Annotated in this window: 12 protein-coding genes; 6 read left to right on the forward strand and 6 right to left on the reverse strand. The window is 52.1% G+C overall.

What is annotated here, in order from left to right; translation table 11 throughout:
• The first annotated feature begins 1 nt into the window (after window position 1).
• The 3 genes from HALA3H3_RS07860 to HALA3H3_RS07870 all read left to right on the forward strand — a co-directional run bounded on the left by HALA3H3_RS07860 (window position 2) and on the right by HALA3H3_RS07870 (window position 3782).
• Complete coding sequence (locus tag HALA3H3_RS07860) at window positions 2–1054, forward strand: glycosyltransferase family 4 protein (RefSeq protein WP_022521020.1); 1053 nt, start codon at window positions 2–4, stop codon at window positions 1052–1054.
• The gene (locus tag HALA3H3_RS07865) at window positions 1054–2031 is read left to right on the forward strand and encodes a glycosyl transferase family 90 (protein WP_022521021.1); all 978 of its coding nucleotides are present in this window, start codon (window positions 1054–1056) and stop codon (window positions 2029–2031) included. The genes HALA3H3_RS07860 and HALA3H3_RS07865 overlap by 1 nt, the downstream gene beginning before the upstream one ends.
• 170 nt (window positions 2032–2201) lie before the next feature.
• Window positions 2202–3782, forward strand: a complete 1581-nt coding sequence (locus HALA3H3_RS07870) for a sulfatase-like hydrolase/transferase (RefSeq protein ID WP_101148389.1) — start codon at window positions 2202–2204, stop codon at window positions 3780–3782.
• Here HALA3H3_RS07870 and waaF read toward each other — a convergent pair.
• Both waaF and rfaD read right to left on the reverse strand, forming a co-directional pair.
• A complete protein-coding gene (gene waaF, locus HALA3H3_RS07875) occupies window positions 3772–4815 on the reverse strand; it encodes a lipopolysaccharide heptosyltransferase II (RefSeq protein ID WP_022521022.1) in 1044 nt (347 codons plus the stop codon). The two genes, HALA3H3_RS07870 and waaF, sit on opposite strands and share 11 nt — an antisense overlap.
• Window positions 4808–5764 (reverse strand): ADP-glyceromanno-heptose 6-epimerase, encoded by a 957-nt coding sequence (gene rfaD / locus HALA3H3_RS07880; protein ID WP_022521023.1) that lies wholly within the window; start codon window positions 5762–5764, stop codon window positions 4808–4810. Before rfaD ends, waaF begins: the two co-directional genes overlap by 8 nt.
• Window positions 5765–5873: 109 nt before the next feature.
• Here rfaD and glyQ point away from each other — a divergent pair, with 109 nt between their 5' ends.
• The 3 genes from glyQ to gmhB all read left to right on the forward strand — a co-directional run bounded on the left by glyQ (window position 5874) and on the right by gmhB (window position 9627).
• Window positions 5874–6845, forward strand: a complete 972-nt coding sequence (glyQ, locus tag HALA3H3_RS07885; RefSeq protein ID WP_022521024.1) for a glycine--tRNA ligase subunit alpha — start codon at window positions 5874–5876, stop codon at window positions 6843–6845.
• Complete coding sequence (gene glyS, locus HALA3H3_RS07890; protein WP_022521025.1) at window positions 6845–8911, forward strand: glycine--tRNA ligase subunit beta; 2067 nt, start codon at window positions 6845–6847, stop codon at window positions 8909–8911. The genes glyQ and glyS overlap by 1 nt, the downstream gene beginning before the upstream one ends.
• Window positions 8912–9078: 167 nt before the next feature.
• Window positions 9079–9627: a D-glycero-beta-D-manno-heptose 1,7-bisphosphate 7-phosphatase gene (gene gmhB, locus HALA3H3_RS07895; RefSeq protein ID WP_022521026.1), complete on the forward strand. Its 549-nt coding sequence runs from the start codon at window positions 9079–9081 to the stop codon at window positions 9625–9627.
• A 256-nt stretch (window positions 9628–9883) separates the two neighbouring features.
• Here gmhB and gyrB read toward each other — a convergent pair whose 3' ends face one another.
• The 4 genes from gyrB to dnaA all read right to left on the reverse strand — a co-directional run bounded on the left by gyrB (window position 9884) and on the right by dnaA (window position 16221).
• Window positions 9884–12304 carry a DNA topoisomerase (ATP-hydrolyzing) subunit B gene (gyrB, locus tag HALA3H3_RS07900; RefSeq protein WP_009286362.1) on the reverse strand — a complete coding sequence of 807 codons (2421 nt, stop codon included), beginning with the start codon at window positions 12302–12304 and terminating at the stop codon, window positions 9884–9886.
• 57 nt (window positions 12305–12361) lie between these two features.
• The gene (recF, locus tag HALA3H3_RS07905; protein WP_022521027.1) at window positions 12362–13465 is read right to left on the reverse strand and encodes a DNA replication/repair protein RecF; all 1104 of its coding nucleotides are present in this window, start codon (window positions 13463–13465) and stop codon (window positions 12362–12364) included.
• A 125-nt stretch (window positions 13466–13590) separates the two neighbouring features.
• Window positions 13591–14694, reverse strand: coding sequence for a DNA polymerase III subunit beta (dnaN, locus tag HALA3H3_RS07910; RefSeq protein WP_022521028.1), 1104 nt, complete (start codon window positions 14692–14694; stop codon window positions 13591–13593).
• Between the two features lie 60 nt (window positions 14695–14754).
• On the reverse strand, window positions 14755–16221 hold the full coding sequence (gene dnaA / locus HALA3H3_RS07915; protein WP_022521029.1) for a chromosomal replication initiator protein DnaA: 1467 nt from the start codon (window positions 16219–16221) through the stop codon (window positions 14755–14757).
• Between the last annotated feature and the right edge of the window lie 302 nt (window positions 16222–16523).

The following is a 16523-nucleotide window of genomic DNA, read 5'->3' on the forward strand; positions in this document are numbered from 1 at the left end:
GATGCATATTACTCATGTAAATTTGGCGCGTGGTTTTCGCGGTGGAGAGCGTCAAACTGAGTTATTAATTAAAACGTTAGCAGAGCATGCACCAAACGATATTGCACAAACGCTGGTTTGCCGTCGAGACTCGCCCATGCGCCAGCACCTGCAGAGTGTAGCGCGACTCAACTTTCAAGCAGCCAATCACCAGTTAGCGGGGCATTTTGATCTCGGCGGGACATCGCTCGGCAAGACACAGCTTGTACATGCCCACGATGCAAAAGGCGTTCATTGGGCTTACTTACACTACCGTTTAAAAGGCACGCCCTATTTAATTACACGCCGTGTCGACTCGCCCGTCAAACGTAAGTGGTTTAATCAGCAGTGTTACTCTCAAGCATCCGCCAGGGTTGCCCTCTCCCACGTCATAAAGCGTCTGCTGGAAGACAATCAGTGTGGCGACGTTACCTTGATACCCAGTGCCTATGCGCGCTTAACGCCCTCGCCTGAGGCGACCAAAAGTTTTCGCAATGATTTTGCCGATAAATTTTTGGTCGGTCATGCAGGCGCCATGGTTGACCGTCATAAAGGTCAGCGAGTGCTATTGCAGGCTGCGCAGAAGCTTGAGCATCAAGCGCCTGATATACAGTTTATTTTTCTAGGTGACGGTGAAGATGCAGAAACGCTAAAAGCAGAATCCTCGTCACTTAGCAATGTTTCCTGGCTGGGATTTAAAAGCAATATTGCCGACTATCTAGCTGGCCTGGATGTGTTTGCATTTCCTTCACGCAATGAAGGCCTGGGCTCTGTGCTGCTGGATGTCATGCAGCTAGGCGTTCCTGTCATTGCTACCAAGGTTGGCGGCATACCCGATATCGTCAAGCACGAACAAACGGGGTTGCTGATACCGTCCGGCGACGCCGATGCAATGGCTAACGACATTATGCGATTAAGGCAGGATCCCGCTCTTCGGCAACGATTGGCCCAAGGAGCCACTGAACGTTTAGATCATTATAGCCCTCAGTCAATGACTGCAGCGTACTGGCACCTCTATCAAACAATAGTGAGTTAATGATTATGCTTGCAGCTTCTGCAAAAGCGCATAAAAATCTTCATAAACTAGGCTTTTATGCGCAACATACCGTTCACCGCCTAATTCCCAGTACGTTTCTGCAACGGCAAAGATTAAATTTACTTCGCTCATTAAAGCAATTGTCAAAAGAGGAGCAGCAGCAGCTACTTCTCCGAGTTAACTACTGTAATCAACTGGAAAACAACGTTGAACTGCCTAAGGAGGCTATAAGTTTATCTAGTTTCAAACGCGAGAAAAGCGGCACTTATTACTTGGATTTGCTCAGTGTGTTGCGCTATTTTCCGCCTGAACTACGCTTCTGCCATCGCTTTGGTGATGTAACCACCGTGCCGGATGCACCTACCTTAGTGAAAAGCCGGCCCATTAATGACCACAATCAAAACTCAGTTTTACTTAAGTTAAACCGTGTTCGTCATTACTACACGGTGAAAGATCCTCACCGCTATGATGACAAGCTTGACCTTGTGGTATGGCGTGGTTCTTGTCATCAAGAACATCGGCGACAATTCATTCGAGACTTTTATGATCACCCGCTATGTAATGTGGGCGATATTCACAAAAATGCGCAAGGTCAGCCCTGGCATAGCCAATTTATGTCGGTACTGGAGCAACTGAAATATAAGTTCGTACTCAGTATCGAAGGCAAAGATGTTGCAACGAATCTCAAATGGATAATGGCCTCTAATTCACTCTGTTTTATGCGACTACCGCGCTTTGAAACATGGTTTATGGAAGGCACTTTGTTACCTGACTATCACTATGTGCAGCTCAAAGATGATTACTCAGACCTTGAGGAGAAAGTCACCTATTACCTTGAAAACCCCGTGGCGGCAAAAAAAATTATCGGTAATGCTAACCGCTACTTCGCTCAATTTATGAATGCTGATAAAGAACGCTTGATGGGTCTTTTGGTTATGCAGAAATATTTCGAGCGCACCCATCAACTTCTCCCGTAGTAGCCGTTATCATCAGAGCTATCAATTTTCTGTAACATCTCCTTTTTCACTGTTTATATTAGGTAAATGTCATCATACGTTATCGCTCTTTCATTGCATGGGATACCGCTAGGCTAGCCACCATTGCATTGACACTAATTGGCCTCAGCCTGGGTTACACGGTCACGGTAATGACCCGTCTGCCCTGGTGGACGCTATTTTTAGTAGCGGCCGCATGGATTGGTGTGGGGCTTAAGCTGCGCTGGGGCCAGCCTGCCAATGCTCGCTATCGTAAAATGTGGCCCTGGTCGCTTGTACCGTTAAGTCTTTGGGGTGTGTACGTTTACTTGGCGGACAGCTTTGGCATTGTCGATTTGGGTGCGGTGTTTTTTCACCTCCAGGCAGGCATAGCCAAGCATGGTGGCGCAGGCAAAATGATTTCCGCGGTGCTCTATACGTTAATAATGATTGGCGTACTGGCGGCCGTGACGTGGCTATCACGCCACGACCAGCGCTGGCGGTTAGCCGAGCGCTTTTTCGCTATTATATTATTGGCTAGCAACCCGCTACTTTATGGCATAAGCCAACGCAGCGCGGCCATTGTCACTGATGACGGCGCCTGGCTGGATCGACGCTACAAGCCGCCCCCTGCCGAGGAACTTAGGGACGCCCCTAACTTACTCATTCTGTATTTGGAAAGCATAGAGCGTACCTACTCTAATGACATATTTGGGGATGCCTACGCCAGTCTCAACGCCCTAGGGGAACGAGGTGCCGTTTTTGAGGGCGTGCGCCAGATGGATAATACGGGCTGGACAATGGCGGGCATGATTGCCAGCCAGTGCGGCGTGCCATTGATGCCTGCTGGACTCCTTCACGACAGCCAGTTCGAGCCTCTTTCCAAGGTTGTTCCCGGGGTCGATTGTCTCGGCGACATTCTTGCTGCACAGGGCTACCAACTAAGCTATCTAGGCGGTGCTAGCACACAATTCGCGGGTAAAGGACTATTCTATCGCGGCCACCAATTCGATACGGTGAAAGGACGTGAAGATTTAGAGCCCCTGCTAGAGAATCCTGAGTATGTAAATAGCTGGGGCCTGTATGACGACACGCTGTATGACATCACCGCCGATGAGATCCGGCATTTAGATAGCCAGAATAGCGGCCCCTGGGGTGTAATTAGCCTCAATCTGGCGGGTCATGCGCCTAATGGTTATCCCTCCCAGTCGTGCGTGGAACGTCAAGGAGAGTTTGACGGCCAGGATATTCTTTATTCGGTGGAATGCGCGACTTGGCTGGCTCAAGATTTGGTTGAACGGTTGGATTCTGAGGGTCTTCTCGATAATACCTTGGTGGTCATACTGAGCGACCATCTGACGATGCGCGTTTCTGTGTGGGATCAATTGACCGCGCTAGACCGCGACAACACGCTGATAATGCTCGGCAACGATATCGAGCCACAGCGTATTCGCCGAGACGCTACCATGCTGGATGTTTTCCCCACGATACTCGATGCGCTGGGCTTTAGTTTAGAGCGCGACCGCGCTGGATTGGGCACTTCGCTTTTCAGTAATAATCGTACGCTGGTAGAGGCCCACGGTATCGAAGTGCTTAATGAGCGTTTACGGGAAGAGACGGCGCTTCAGCACCGCCTTTGGGAGGGCATTTCCCCTCAGCGGCGTGAGTCCGACGAGCCTTCTCAAGAAGTTACTCAAGAGCAAACCCTAGAGACGCCTGCTGACGCGGCAGACGAAGTCGAGCTCATCCATTAACGATCACGCTCTCCCACTGATGAGCCGCGTGAATCTGTTGGTAGACTTGCTCAACGCTGAGCAGATTCAGGCAATTGGTATGCCCCAACGGGCAGGTACGCTGAAAGCAGGGAGAGCAAGAGAGCGCTAGGTAGTGAATGACGGCGTTATCAGTCAGCGGCGGCGTGTAGGCGGGCGATGAGGAGCCATACAGCGCATGGACACGAACACCTACCGCTGCAGCCACATGCATTAACCCCGAGTCGTTGGTGACTACCTGCCGGCAATCCGCCAACAGATCGACCGCATCAGCCAGCTGCGTCTTACCACACAGGTTATGGGCATGGGAAAGCCCCTGTGTGATCTCCTCGCCCGCCGGGTGATCCTTTGCCCCCCCGAGTACGCGTACTTCAAACCCCTCTTCCACCAGCCGTTTGGCTAACTTGTGGAAGTAGCTGACCGGCCACTGCTTGGCAGGGCCGTACTCAGCGCCCGGCATCATGCCAATCGCCGTGCGGGAAGAAAGCGAGTGGTTCAGGCGTAAATTGACCAGATTATCGCGATCAATCTGCAGGCGTGGCTTGGGCAGCACAAAATCACCCCTAGCTGCTTCTTCCAGGGGTAGGCCCAAGGAAACAAAGCGCTTTACCGTTTGATTCAGCACCTGTTTGTCGAGTTTACGGCGCTCTTTGAGAAGCCCATAGCGATGTTCGCCTAAAAAACCTATTCGCTCGGGAATGCGTGCCATGAAGGGTACCAAAGCTGCCTTCCACGAGCGTGGTAGTACAATGGCACGATCAAAACGCCCACGCAGGCGGTTGGCGAGTTCACGGCGGCTGGCCAAGCCAAATTCACCGTGCCCCACTGCCAGCGGCAGCACTTCATCCACTTCGGGCATACGCTCTAAAATAGGCTGTGACCACTTTGGTGCAACCACCCCTATCGTCGCGCCTGGCTGGCGGGCTTTTAAGGTCATAAACAGGCTTTGTGCCATGACCATGTCACCGACCCACGAAGGGCCAATCACCAGCAAGCGCTGAGCTGAATTAGCCATTTAACCACCCCAAGTAGGCCTTCACCCCTTGAGCAACGGTTTTAAACTCAACATCGCAGCCGTTCTCACGTAGCTGACCAATGTCAGCTCGGGTATAGCTCTGATAGCGTCCTTTGAGTTCTTCGGGGAAGGCAATGTAGTCGATCTCACCTTTACCGTAAAAGTCGATAACCGCCTCGCCAATGGCTTTAAAAGGTTCAGCCCGACCAGTGCCAAGATTGAAGATTCCTGACTTGTCAGGATGATCCAAAAACCAAAGATTCACATCGACTACATCGCCCACATAAACAAAGTCACGACTCTGCATGCCTGCCTCGTAGCCGTCATAGCCGCCAAACAGCTTGAGCGTTTCACCATTACGAATTTGCAAGTGGTTGTGATAGGCCACACTGGCCATTTTGCCCTTGTGCTGTTCACGGGGGCCATAGACATTAAAGTAACGAAAGCCCACTACTTGAGTGGTTAACTCGCTCCAGCGCGAACGCACGTGCTGATCAAACAGCAGCTTGGAATAGCCGTAAACGTTAAGCGGCTTTTCGCACTCGGGTACCTCTTTAAATACCTCGCTGCCGCCATAGGTGGCGGCTGACGAGGCGTATAAAAAAGGAATACTCTGCTGCTCGCAGTAATTAAGCAGCACTTTGGAGTACTCGAAGTTATTCTCCATCATGTAGTGGCCATCCCATTCGGTGGTATCCGAGCAGGCGCCCTCGTGGAAAATAGCATCGATCTTAGGTAGCTCGACGCTTTCACCGCGCAGGGCAGCTTTTACCCTGGCGAGGAAATCATCTTTATCAAGATAATCCGCCAGCGTGCAGTCGGCTAAATTGACGAATTTGGTACCATCGCGTAGATCGTCAACGACCATCACATCGTTTCGACCGCGGGCGTTCAATGCTTTAACTATGTTGGCCCCGATAAAACCGGCACCGCCTGTTACCACAATCATACTGTTCTCCTTACCTAAAGCAGCTTGTTGGCATACGTGCCTATAACCCATCTGCCTAGGATTGTATACTTGACGCCTTATGAATTCATGGCCAACGGTGCTTTCCGCGATGAGTGTCTCGACAAACCAATCGACACCCGATGTGTCGACCTTTCAAGGCTTGATCCTTGCTCTGCAGCAGTACTGGGCAGAACAGGGTTGTGTCATCCTTCAGCCGCTCGATATGGAAGTCGGCGCGGGCACCTTCCACCCCGCTACCTTCCTGCGGGCGATTGGTCCCGAAACCTGGAATGCTGCCTATGTACAGCCTTCCCGCCGCCCTACTGACGGCCGCTATGGCGAAAACCCTAACCGCCTTCAGCACTACTACCAGTTCCAGGTGGTGATGAAGCCATCGCCAAGCAACTTACAGGATCTCTACCTGGGCTCACTCAAACGCCTGGGTCTTGATCCGCTGGTTCACGATGTGCGCTTTGTCGAAGATAACTGGGAATCTCCTACTTTGGGCGCCTGGGGCCTGGGCTGGGAAATCTGGTTAAACGGCATGGAAGTGACCCAGTTTACCTACTTTCAGCAGGCCGGTGGCATCGAATGCTATCCGGTCACCGGCGAACTGACCTATGGGCTTGAGCGCATCGCCATGTACCTGCAGGACGTCGACAGTGTGTATGACCTCGTCTGGGCCATTGCCCCCGATGGCAGCAAAGTGACTTATGGCGATGTCTATCTGCAAAATGAGCGCGAACAGTCCGCCTACAATTTCGAACATGCCGATGTCGATCAGCTATTTGCTAACTTTGACCATCAGGAAAAAGAGTGCAGCAAGCTGCTCGCTGCCAGCCTGCCGCTGCCGGCCTACGAACAAGTCCTGAAGGCATCACACACGTTCAACCTATTAGATGCCCGTCACGCTATCTCGGTCACCGAGCGTCAGCGCTTTATCCTGCGCGTTCGCACTATGGCCCGGGATGTCGCCACTGCTTACTTTGAGTCGCGTAAGGCCGAAGGTTTCCCCATGGCGCCAGAAATACTTCGCCGCGAACTGTTACAAGAGCTACTCGCCGATCAGGGAGAGGACTAATGGCTGTTAATACGCTTTTACTAGAACTCGGTGCAGAAGAGCTGCCGCCCACGGCCCTGGACGCTCTTTCCGATGCGTTCGCCGCGAGCATCGAGAAAGGCCTGCAAGAAGCCGATGTTCCCTTCTCCAACGTTACCGCTTTTGCGACACCACGGCGTTTAGCGGTACAGGTGCATGAACTGGCCGACAAACAGCCTGATCGTGACGTTGAGCGCCGTGGCCCAGCGCTGGCAGCTGCCTTTAAGGATGGCGTTGCCACTAAAGCCGCGGAAGGCTTTGCCCGCTCTTGCGGTGTAAGCATCGACGAGCTGATTCATTTAGAAACCGATAAAGGTACTTGGTTAGGTTTTCGTGAGCAGCAGCAGGGAGAATCTATTCAAGCGCTGCTGCCCGAGATTATCCGCAAATCAATCAGCACCCTCCCTGTGCCTAAAAACATGCGCTGGGGCGCTTCACGGGTTGAGTTTTCCCGTCCCGTTCATTGGCTGGTAGCCATTTACGGTAGCGACGTAGTGGCCGCCGAGGCACTTGGCCTAGAGGCTAGCTGCACGACCTACGGTCACCGCTTCCACGCCCCTGATGCCATTCAGCTGGCGCACGCTGATGAGTATGTGGCTACCCTGGAAAATGCCTATGTACTGGTGGATCGTGAGCAACGCCGCGAGCGCATCCGCGAACAGGTATTAGCAGAGGCCGAAGTGCAGGAGGCCAATGCGGTTATCGACGAAGAGCTTCTGGTAGAAGTGAGCGGCTTGGTGGAGTGGCCAGTCGCCCTTACCGGTAGCTTTGATGAGCGCTTTCTGGAAGTGCCCGCCGAGTGCTTGATTTCTTCGATGAAGGCTAACCAGAAATATTTTCACCTGTTGGACGACGCTGGCAAGCTGAAACCGCTATTTATCACCATTGCCAATATCGACAGCGCTGACCCCGACCAGGTCATTGCCGGTAACGAGAAAGTCATTCGTCCGCGCTTAGCCGATGCAGCGTTTTTCTACGACACCGATCGCAAGTACACATTAGCGTCACGCATCCCACAGTTAGAGAGCGTGGTATTCCAGCAGCAGCTAGGCACCCTGGCGGATAAAGCTCGCCGCAGTTCGGTTATTGCGACATTTATTGCCGAACGTATCAATGGCGACGTGGCTCACGCTCAGCGCGCCGTGGCCCTTGCCAAGTGCGACCTTGTGACGGAGATGGTGCTCGAATTCCCTGAACTTCAGGGCATTATGGGACGCTACTATGCTCAGCAAGATGGCGAACCCGCGGAGGTTGCCCAAGCCCTTGAAGAGCAATACCTGCCGCGCTTTGCTACTGATGCGATTCCCCAAAGTGCTACAGGCAAGGCATTAGCCCTGGCGGATCGACTGGATACCCTGGCAGGCATCTTCGGGATAGGCCAACGCCCAACCGGTGCGAAAGATCCTTTCGCTTTACGTCGTGCTTCGATTGGCGTGCTTAACATTCTGGTCAAAGGCGAGCTGGATCTTGACCTGCGCGAGCTGCTTACGGTTGCCTCTGAGCAGCACCAGGGCCTCCCCAAAGCTGACGGGCTGGTTGAGGACGTGCTGACGTACATGTTGGATCGCTTCCGCGCCTGGGGCCAGGATGAAGGCATCAGCGCAGAAATGTACCTTGCCGTTCGTGCGCGCCCAGTCGCAAACCCTCTCGACTTCGCTCGCCGCCTGCGCGCTGTGAAGGCCTTTGCCCAGCGTGACGAAGCCACAGCGCTGGCGGCGGCTAACAAGCGCGTTTCGAATATTTTAAGCAAGCAGGAGCATGACGGCAGCACACAGGTCGATCAACACTTGCTGCAGGAAGATGCCGAGCGGGCACTGTTCGACGCTGTGACAGGTAGCCAAGCACAGGTGGCACCGCTATTTGCTGCGGGTGACTACCAGCGTGCACTCGACGCACTTGCCACACTGCGAGATCCAGTGGATGCCTTCTTTGACCAAGTAATGGTGATGGCGGATGACCCGGCTATTCAGCGTAATCGGTTAGCGCTTCTTGCAAGCCTTCAAGCGCTGTTTTTAGAAGTCGCCGATATTTCGCTGCTCCCTCAGTAGTCGTCGACTAATGGATCGCAAATCCAAGCCCAGCCCTAACGGCTGGGCTTTTTTTATTGTTTGGGGAGTACGTGTTTCACGTGAAACATCTTTGTTAGATCGGGGTAAAATAGTCTTAAATCTCGCGGGCAGAAAGTATCGCCGACAACCGTACCAATAGGATCACTATGCTAAGTGCCGATAACCTTGTCATCCTGGATCGAGACGGCGTCATCAACCATGACTCTGATAACTACATCAAATCTCTCGAGGAGTGGGTACCCTACCCCTCTTCAATCACTGCCATTGCCCGCCTCACCCGCGCGGGATACACCGTTGCCGTCGCAACGAATCAATCCGGGATTGCCCGAGGCTATTATGATGAAGCAACCCTCCATACGATGCATGAACACTTAATTTCGTTAGTAGAAGCGGAAGGCGGGCATATTGCTCATATTGCTTACTGCCCCCATGGGCCAAATGATAATTGCCAATGCCGTAAACCATTGCCAGGAATGCTAATACAGATCCAGCAGATCCTGGGACTAGAAAGTTTAACGGGAAGCTGGATGGTCGGTGATAGCCTTCGCGATCTCCAGGCGGGCGAAGCCGTAGGTTGCGAAACAGCGCTGGTCAGAACTGGAAAGGGAAGTAAAACGGAGCAAGCAGGCGCTGGTCTTGAAAAGAGCAATATCTTCGATGATTTAGCGCAATTTGTTGAATGGCTCATTAAATAACTAAGCGACACCGAGCTGGTAGTCATGATCGCTCTGCGTTGCATGAGTAACTGTTGCATGAGAAATTTGGCTGAAACTAACTACCCTCTTCTGCTTCTGCTACACGTATCCTGATCCTGCCAATCTATCTATGAATAAAAAAAGCGTCGCTATAAAATTCATAGCGACGCCTATCATAGTGGCATTAAACCATACTGAGGCTAAGGATCGTTAAAGCAGTGTTTCACGTGAAACATCTTAACGAATGCAATCCACCTTACACGTCTAAATTTGCCACCAACGCGTTGGTCTCAATAAAGTCACGGCGCGGTTCTACATCGTCACCCATCAAGGTGTTGAACATCATATCGGCACCAACGGCATCTTCGATCGTCACCCGCAGCATGCGGCGGCTATCGGGATCCATGGTGGTGTCCCAGAGCTGATCCGGGTTCATTTCACCCAAGCCTTTATAGCGCTGTACAGACAACCCGCGCTGGCCCTCTTGCATTAGCCACGCCAGTACTTCCGAGAAGTGCGATACCGGCTTCTGCCGCTCGCCACGGGCAATAAAGGCGCCCTCTTCCAGGAAGCCATCCAGGGTTTCGCCCAGCTCAGCGATACCGCGATAGTCGGCGCTTTCAAAGAAGTCGAGGCCCCACCTATACTCAGTCGTCACACCGTGAGCAACCAGCGAGACGGTAGGTAGGAAAAGCCCGCGCTCAGAATCTTCGTGGAGATGGAAGTGGTAACGGGGCCCGCCTTCATAGGCAACCATGTCATCCATGATCTTCTGGAGTTCATCAATCCAGTTCTGCATGGTCACACGATCTTTCAGGCTCTCCTCACCTTTCAGTGCCGAAGCATGAACGATTTGCTTAAGTACTTCATTAGGATAAACCCGCGACAAGCGATCAATTCGCTTCATCACGTTGCGGTACTGGTTCACTAACGCTTCAAGCTGTGAGCCGGAAATACCCGGTGCATTAGCGTTAACATGCAGGCCGGCCCCGTCCAAGGCCGTGGTGGTTAAATAATCCACCATCGCCTGTTCATCTTTCAGGTAAAGCTCTTGCTTGCCGCGCTTAATTTTATAAAGTGGTGGTTGAGCGATGAAGATATGACCACGCTCAATCAACTCCGGCATCTGACGGAAGAAGAACGTCAACAGCAGCGTACGAATGTGCGATCCATCGACATCGGCATCGGTCATGATAATAACCGAGTGGTAACGCAACTTATCGGGGTTAAACTCTTCACGGCCAATGCCGCAACCCAGGGCAGTGATAAGCGTGCCCACTTCTGCAGAGGAGAGCATTTTGTCGAAACGTGCTTTTTCCACGTTCAGAATTTTACCCTTGAGCGGCAAGATAGCCTGTGTACGGCGGTCACGGCCCTGTTTGGCACTGCCGCCTGCCGAGTCACCCTCCACCAAGTAAAGCTCTGACTGACTGGGGTCTTTTTCTTGGCAATCCGCCAACTTGCCAGGTAAACCGGCAATATCCAGCGCGCCTTTGCGGCGGGTCATATCCCGCGCTTTGCGTGCCGCCTCACGTGCACGCGCGGCATCCAGCATCTTATTGACGATCGCCTTGGCTTCGTTAGGCTTTTCAACAAGATACTCGGAAAAGAGACGGCTCATTTCCTGCTCAACCGCTGTCTTCACTTCGCTGGAGACTAGCTTATCTTTTGTTTGAGACGAAAACTTAGGATCCGGGACTTTAACTGAAATAATAGCTGTTAGCCCCTCACGAGCATCATCGCCCGTGGTATTCACCTTGGCTTTTTTCAGCAGGTTTTCAGCTTCAATATAGTTATTGAGCGTACGGGTAAGCCCTGCCCGGAACCCCGCCAAGTGCGCCCCGCCGTCTCGCTGCGGAATATTATTGGTGTAGCAGAAAATATTTTCAGTGAAGGCTTCGCTCCACTGCATGGCTACCTCTACTTCAACGCCGTCATCACGAACAGCGTTAAAGTGGAATACCGGATTAATCACACTCTTATTGGTATTGAGGTGATCAACAAAGGCTCTCAAGCCACCTTCGTAGTGAAACAGCTCCTCTTTGCCGCTGCGCTCATCCAGTAAACGGATAGCCACACCAGAGTTCAAGAAGGATAGTTCGCGAAGTCGTTTGGCTAAAATATCAAAATGAAACTCGATATTGCCAAAGGTTTCTGGCGATGGGCGGAAGTGAACCCGGGTACCGCTTTTTTCGGTTTTGCCCACAACGCCCAATGGTGCTTGAGGAACACCGTGACGGTACATTTGTTCGAACACTTCACCCTGACGCCAAATCGTTAAGCGCAGCTCAGCGGAAAGCGCATTGACAACAGAAACACCGACGCCGTGCAACCCACCGGAAACCTTGTAGGAGTTATCGTCGAATTTACCGCCTGCGTGCAGAACCGTCATAATAACTTCTGCAGCGGAAACACCTTCCCCTTCATGAAGCTCGGTAGGTACGCCACGGCCGTTATCACTCACGGTGACCGACTCATCCGGGTGGATGACAACGCGAATTTCACTGCAATGCCCAGCCAACGCCTCGTCGATGGAGTTATCCACCAATTCGAAGACCATGTGGTGGAGCCCAGTACCGTCGTCGGTGTCACCAATATACATACCTGGCCGCTTACGCACCGCGTCCAGCCCCTTGAGCACCTTGATGCTTGATGAATCGTAAGCCTGCTCGCTCATTGACCACTCCGTTGTGAAGTCTGTCTCATCCTGTATCGTCCTACCCTTCTTCCTGCGCTAGCTGACTTTCTCTAAACCACTAAACCCCTCCTTGCAATGTTTCACGTGAAACATATTTACGGGGGTATCAGTTCGCCAGGCATTCTTCAATGCAGAAGGTTCGACACTGGTAATAAATGCTTGGCACTGCATATCTTCGAGTAAGCCACAAAACTGGTAACGATTTTGCTCGTCAAGTTCTGCGGGCAAATCATCGATAAGATAAATACAGTGCCGCTGTGCTGTTCTTTCCAGAAACCGCCCTTGGGCAAGCTTTAATGCACTCACCACTAACTTTTGCTGGCCTCTGGAAAGCACTTCTACAGCAGGCTGTTTGTTTATCCTGATACGTAAGTCAGCGCGCTGCGGACCTTGCTGAGTAAACCCCATCTGCTGATCAGTTGGCCGACTATCATGTAACACAGTCGCAAGAGTTCGATCTTTATCCCAACCTCTGGCGTAGTGAAGCGACAATCCCGGCAAGGGAAGCAATACCTTAAGTGTCTCTTCAAAGACAGGCAAAAAGTCACTAAACCAAGCACGGCGTAACGAGTCCATCTGTTCACCCCAAAGGGCTAGTTCATGCTCCCACACCGCCATTTCCTGAGGTAGTATTCTACCACGCCTGAGCAGTGCATTCCGATGTTTCAACGCACGCCGGGTGCGCTTCCAGATTGCTAAAAAGTCATGTTTCACGTGAAACACGCCCCAGTCGAGAAACTCACGACGTCCGGCTGGAGAACCTTCAAGCAATCGAAAAGCATCAGGGTTAATTAATTGAAGCGGCATAGCCTCTACCAGTTCCGCCAACCGAGCGTTTTTATCTCCCTTTAAACGAAGCTCCAGCTCCCGCTGAGCTCTTAAACGACGCACACCAAGGGTAACCTCAGGCTCACCACTTAAACGCCCGTACAGCGTCATATACGGCTCATCCGTTTGGATCGCGTTTTTTAACTGGCGAGTACGAAAAGAGCGGCCCATGCCAAGAATATGTACCCCCTCCAACAGACTGGTTTTACCGCTGCCATTAGCACCGCTAATGACATTGATATGCGAAGAGGGCGTCATCTCAACCGGCCTGAGATTGCGCAAAGCGTGGAAATTAAGCAGTGTCAGGCTCATCCTATTATCACCACTTAAAATATCCTCGAAAAAAGGGAGTATTCCAACGCGTTAGCGGCGCTTCTGCTACCAGAAGCGCCGCTAACGTAGCTTGCTTACGTATTGCTGTTACCCGCCCAAAGCGTTTACAGGCGCATCGGCATAACGACATAAAGCGCATCACCGCCGCCGGGCTCTTCCAGCAGCGCGCTACTATTGGGATCAGCCAGGGTAATCTGCACGCGATCTTCATTTAGCACTGTTAGTACATCAACTAAATAGCCGACGTTAAAACCAACTTCCATTGCCCCGCCGTTATACTCAACGGCGATATTCTCCTCCGCTTCCTCCTGCTCGGGGTTGTTGGCCATTACCTTAAGGTTGTTCTCTTCAAGATAAAGGCGCACACCACGGTACTTCTCATTAGAGAGGATAGCAGTACGTGAAAGTACTTGGCGAAGCTCCGCACGCTCGGCAATCAATACTTTATCGCCATTGCGCGGCACGACACGCTCATAGTCAGGAAATTTACCGTCGATTAACTTGGAGGTGAAGGTAAAGTCGCCTGTATGAGCACGCACATGACTGGAGCCAAGCGTCAGGCTGACAGGCTCATCGCTATCGTCTAGCAAGCGCGACAGCTCTAAAATCCCCTTCCGGGGCACAATCAGCTTTTGAGACTGGCTCACAGAGACCTCGATTGGCCGCGAGCACATCGCCAAACGGTGCCCGTCAGTAGCGACCGTGCGAAGCAAATTGCTTTGAATTTCCAGCAGCATACCGTTGAGGTAGTACCGCACATCCTGCTGCGCCATGGCAAACGAGGTCGCTTCTATCAGGTGCTTTAGGGTACCGCGGGGTACGCTAATCTCCTGGCTGCCGTCCGCATCTTCGATATTGGGGAATTCAGCGACCGGGAGCGTCGACAACGTAAAACGTGAACGGCCACTGCGTAGTACCGCGCGGCCCTCTTCAACGGCGAGCTGAATGTCGGACTGATCGGGCAATGATTTGCAGATATCCATCAGCTTACGCGCTGGCACTGTCGCGGAGCCCGCCTGATCGACCTGGCTTGCCACCGTGCGGCCCACGAGCTCGACTTCTAAGTCAGTACCGGTGAGCGACACCTGGTCACCCTCTACCTGAATCAGCACATTAGACAGTACTGGCAGCGTTTGACGGCGCTCAACAACACCAGCGACCAGAGTCAGCGGACGTAGCAGCGCCTCTCGGGAAATCGAAAATTTCATCAATACTCCGGTTCTATATCCTGAAAGACCTGCGTGTAACAGGCCCGTCCCATGGAATGATTAACTGGTCAACAGGCGCAGTAAATTCTTGTAATCCTCACGAATATCCGCGCTCTCTTCCTGCAATGATTTCACTTTTCGGCAAGCGTGCAACACCGTTGTGTGGTCACGCCCGCCAAAGGCATCACCAATCTCAGGTAAGCTGTGATTGGTGAGCTCTTTAGCAAGCGCCATCGCCACCTGACGAGGGCGGGCAACTGAGCGTGAACGGCGCTTCGAAAGCAGATCCGCCACCTTAATCTTGTAATATTCGGCGACCGTACGCTGAATATTATCTACCCCTACCTGCTTATCCTGAAGCGCTAACAGATCTTTCAGAGACTCACGAATAAAGTCTTGGGTAATCGTTTTACCCATAAAGTGCGAATCAGCAATGACTTTTTTCAGCGCACCTTCCAATTCGCGCACGTTGGAACGAATTTTTTGCGCAATGAAGAAAGCCGCATCGTGAGGCAAATCGACCTTAGCCTGGTCGGCCTTTTTCATCAAGATGGCCACACGGGTTTCAAGCTCAGGCGGCTCTATCGCGACCGTAAGCCCCCAACCAAAGCGTGATTTAAGGCGCTCCTCTACCCCACTGATCTCTTTAGGATAGCGATCAGAGGTCAGGATCATTTGCTGACCACCTTCTAATAACGCATTGAAGGTATGAAAAAACTCTTCTTGAGAGCGCTCTTTTCCAGCAAAAAACTGAATGTCATCAATAAGTAACGCATCAACACTGCGATAAAAACGCTTAAAATCATTAATCGCATTAAGCTGGAGCGCTTTAACCATATCGGCGACAAACCGCTCTGAGTGCAGGTATACCACCCGGGCATTTTCACGCCGGGTTGCCAATGCGTTCCCCACTGCATGCATTAAGTGGGTTTTACCCAAGCCTACGCCGCCGTATAAAAACAAGGGGTTATAAGCGCCACCAGGGTTTTCAGACACCTGGCGGGAGGCAGCACGAGCCAACTGGTTAGACTTACCTTCCACGAACGTATCGAAAGTAAAATTCGGATTGAGCCCGCTGCCATGTTTCAGACTGCCTTCTACCTGTACCTGACGTTCATTATTACGCCGACTCGGCGCTTCATCGCGCAGCCTATCGATTTCGCGCTCATCGGCAATATCGCCGCGTGGCGGCGTATGTACCGCTGGCGATGCTGGCCGCGACGGCGAAGCCGATACAGGATTACCTAAATCACGATGCTGAGGGGCCTGGGCTGCCAAACGGCGACTACCCACCGTCAGGCTGACCTTTGGCGGCTTGGCCGGTGCGAGTTCACGCATCAGCTCACTAATCCGCTTGGCATACTTATCGCTCACCCAATCGCGCACAAAACGATTCGGCGCCAATAAGCGCAGCTCGTTGGACTCTCCTTCTTCTGCCTGCAGCGGGCGTATCCAGGTATTGAACTGCTGTGAATTCAGCTCATCCTGCAGGTTGTCCAGGCACTGTTGCCAAAGCGTCAGTGACACTCATCTCACCATCGGTTGAAAACGGCCGACCATTGTAGCGCCCAAAGCCTCGGTTATCCACACGGGTTTAGCCCTCAATATTGGCCTGTGGACAACTAGCGATGAGCCCATGGGAAAACCTTGTGGAGGGACGGGGATAATCCTTAAATACGTGCCTTACACACGGGTTAATCACATCTCGCCAACACCTTGTAGACGGCTTATACGGGACTTACACACAGATTTTTTATTGTTATAGGTAATTGAAAAATATCGCTTAAAACCACTTATCCACAAATAGTATCCCCACTATTAATAACAAC

Origin of the sequence: Halomonas sp. A3H3 (genome assembly GCF_000982975.1) — a bacterium.
In the GTDB taxonomy this organism is placed as follows: Bacteria; Pseudomonadota; Gammaproteobacteria; order Pseudomonadales; family Halomonadaceae; genus Vreelandella; species Vreelandella titanicae.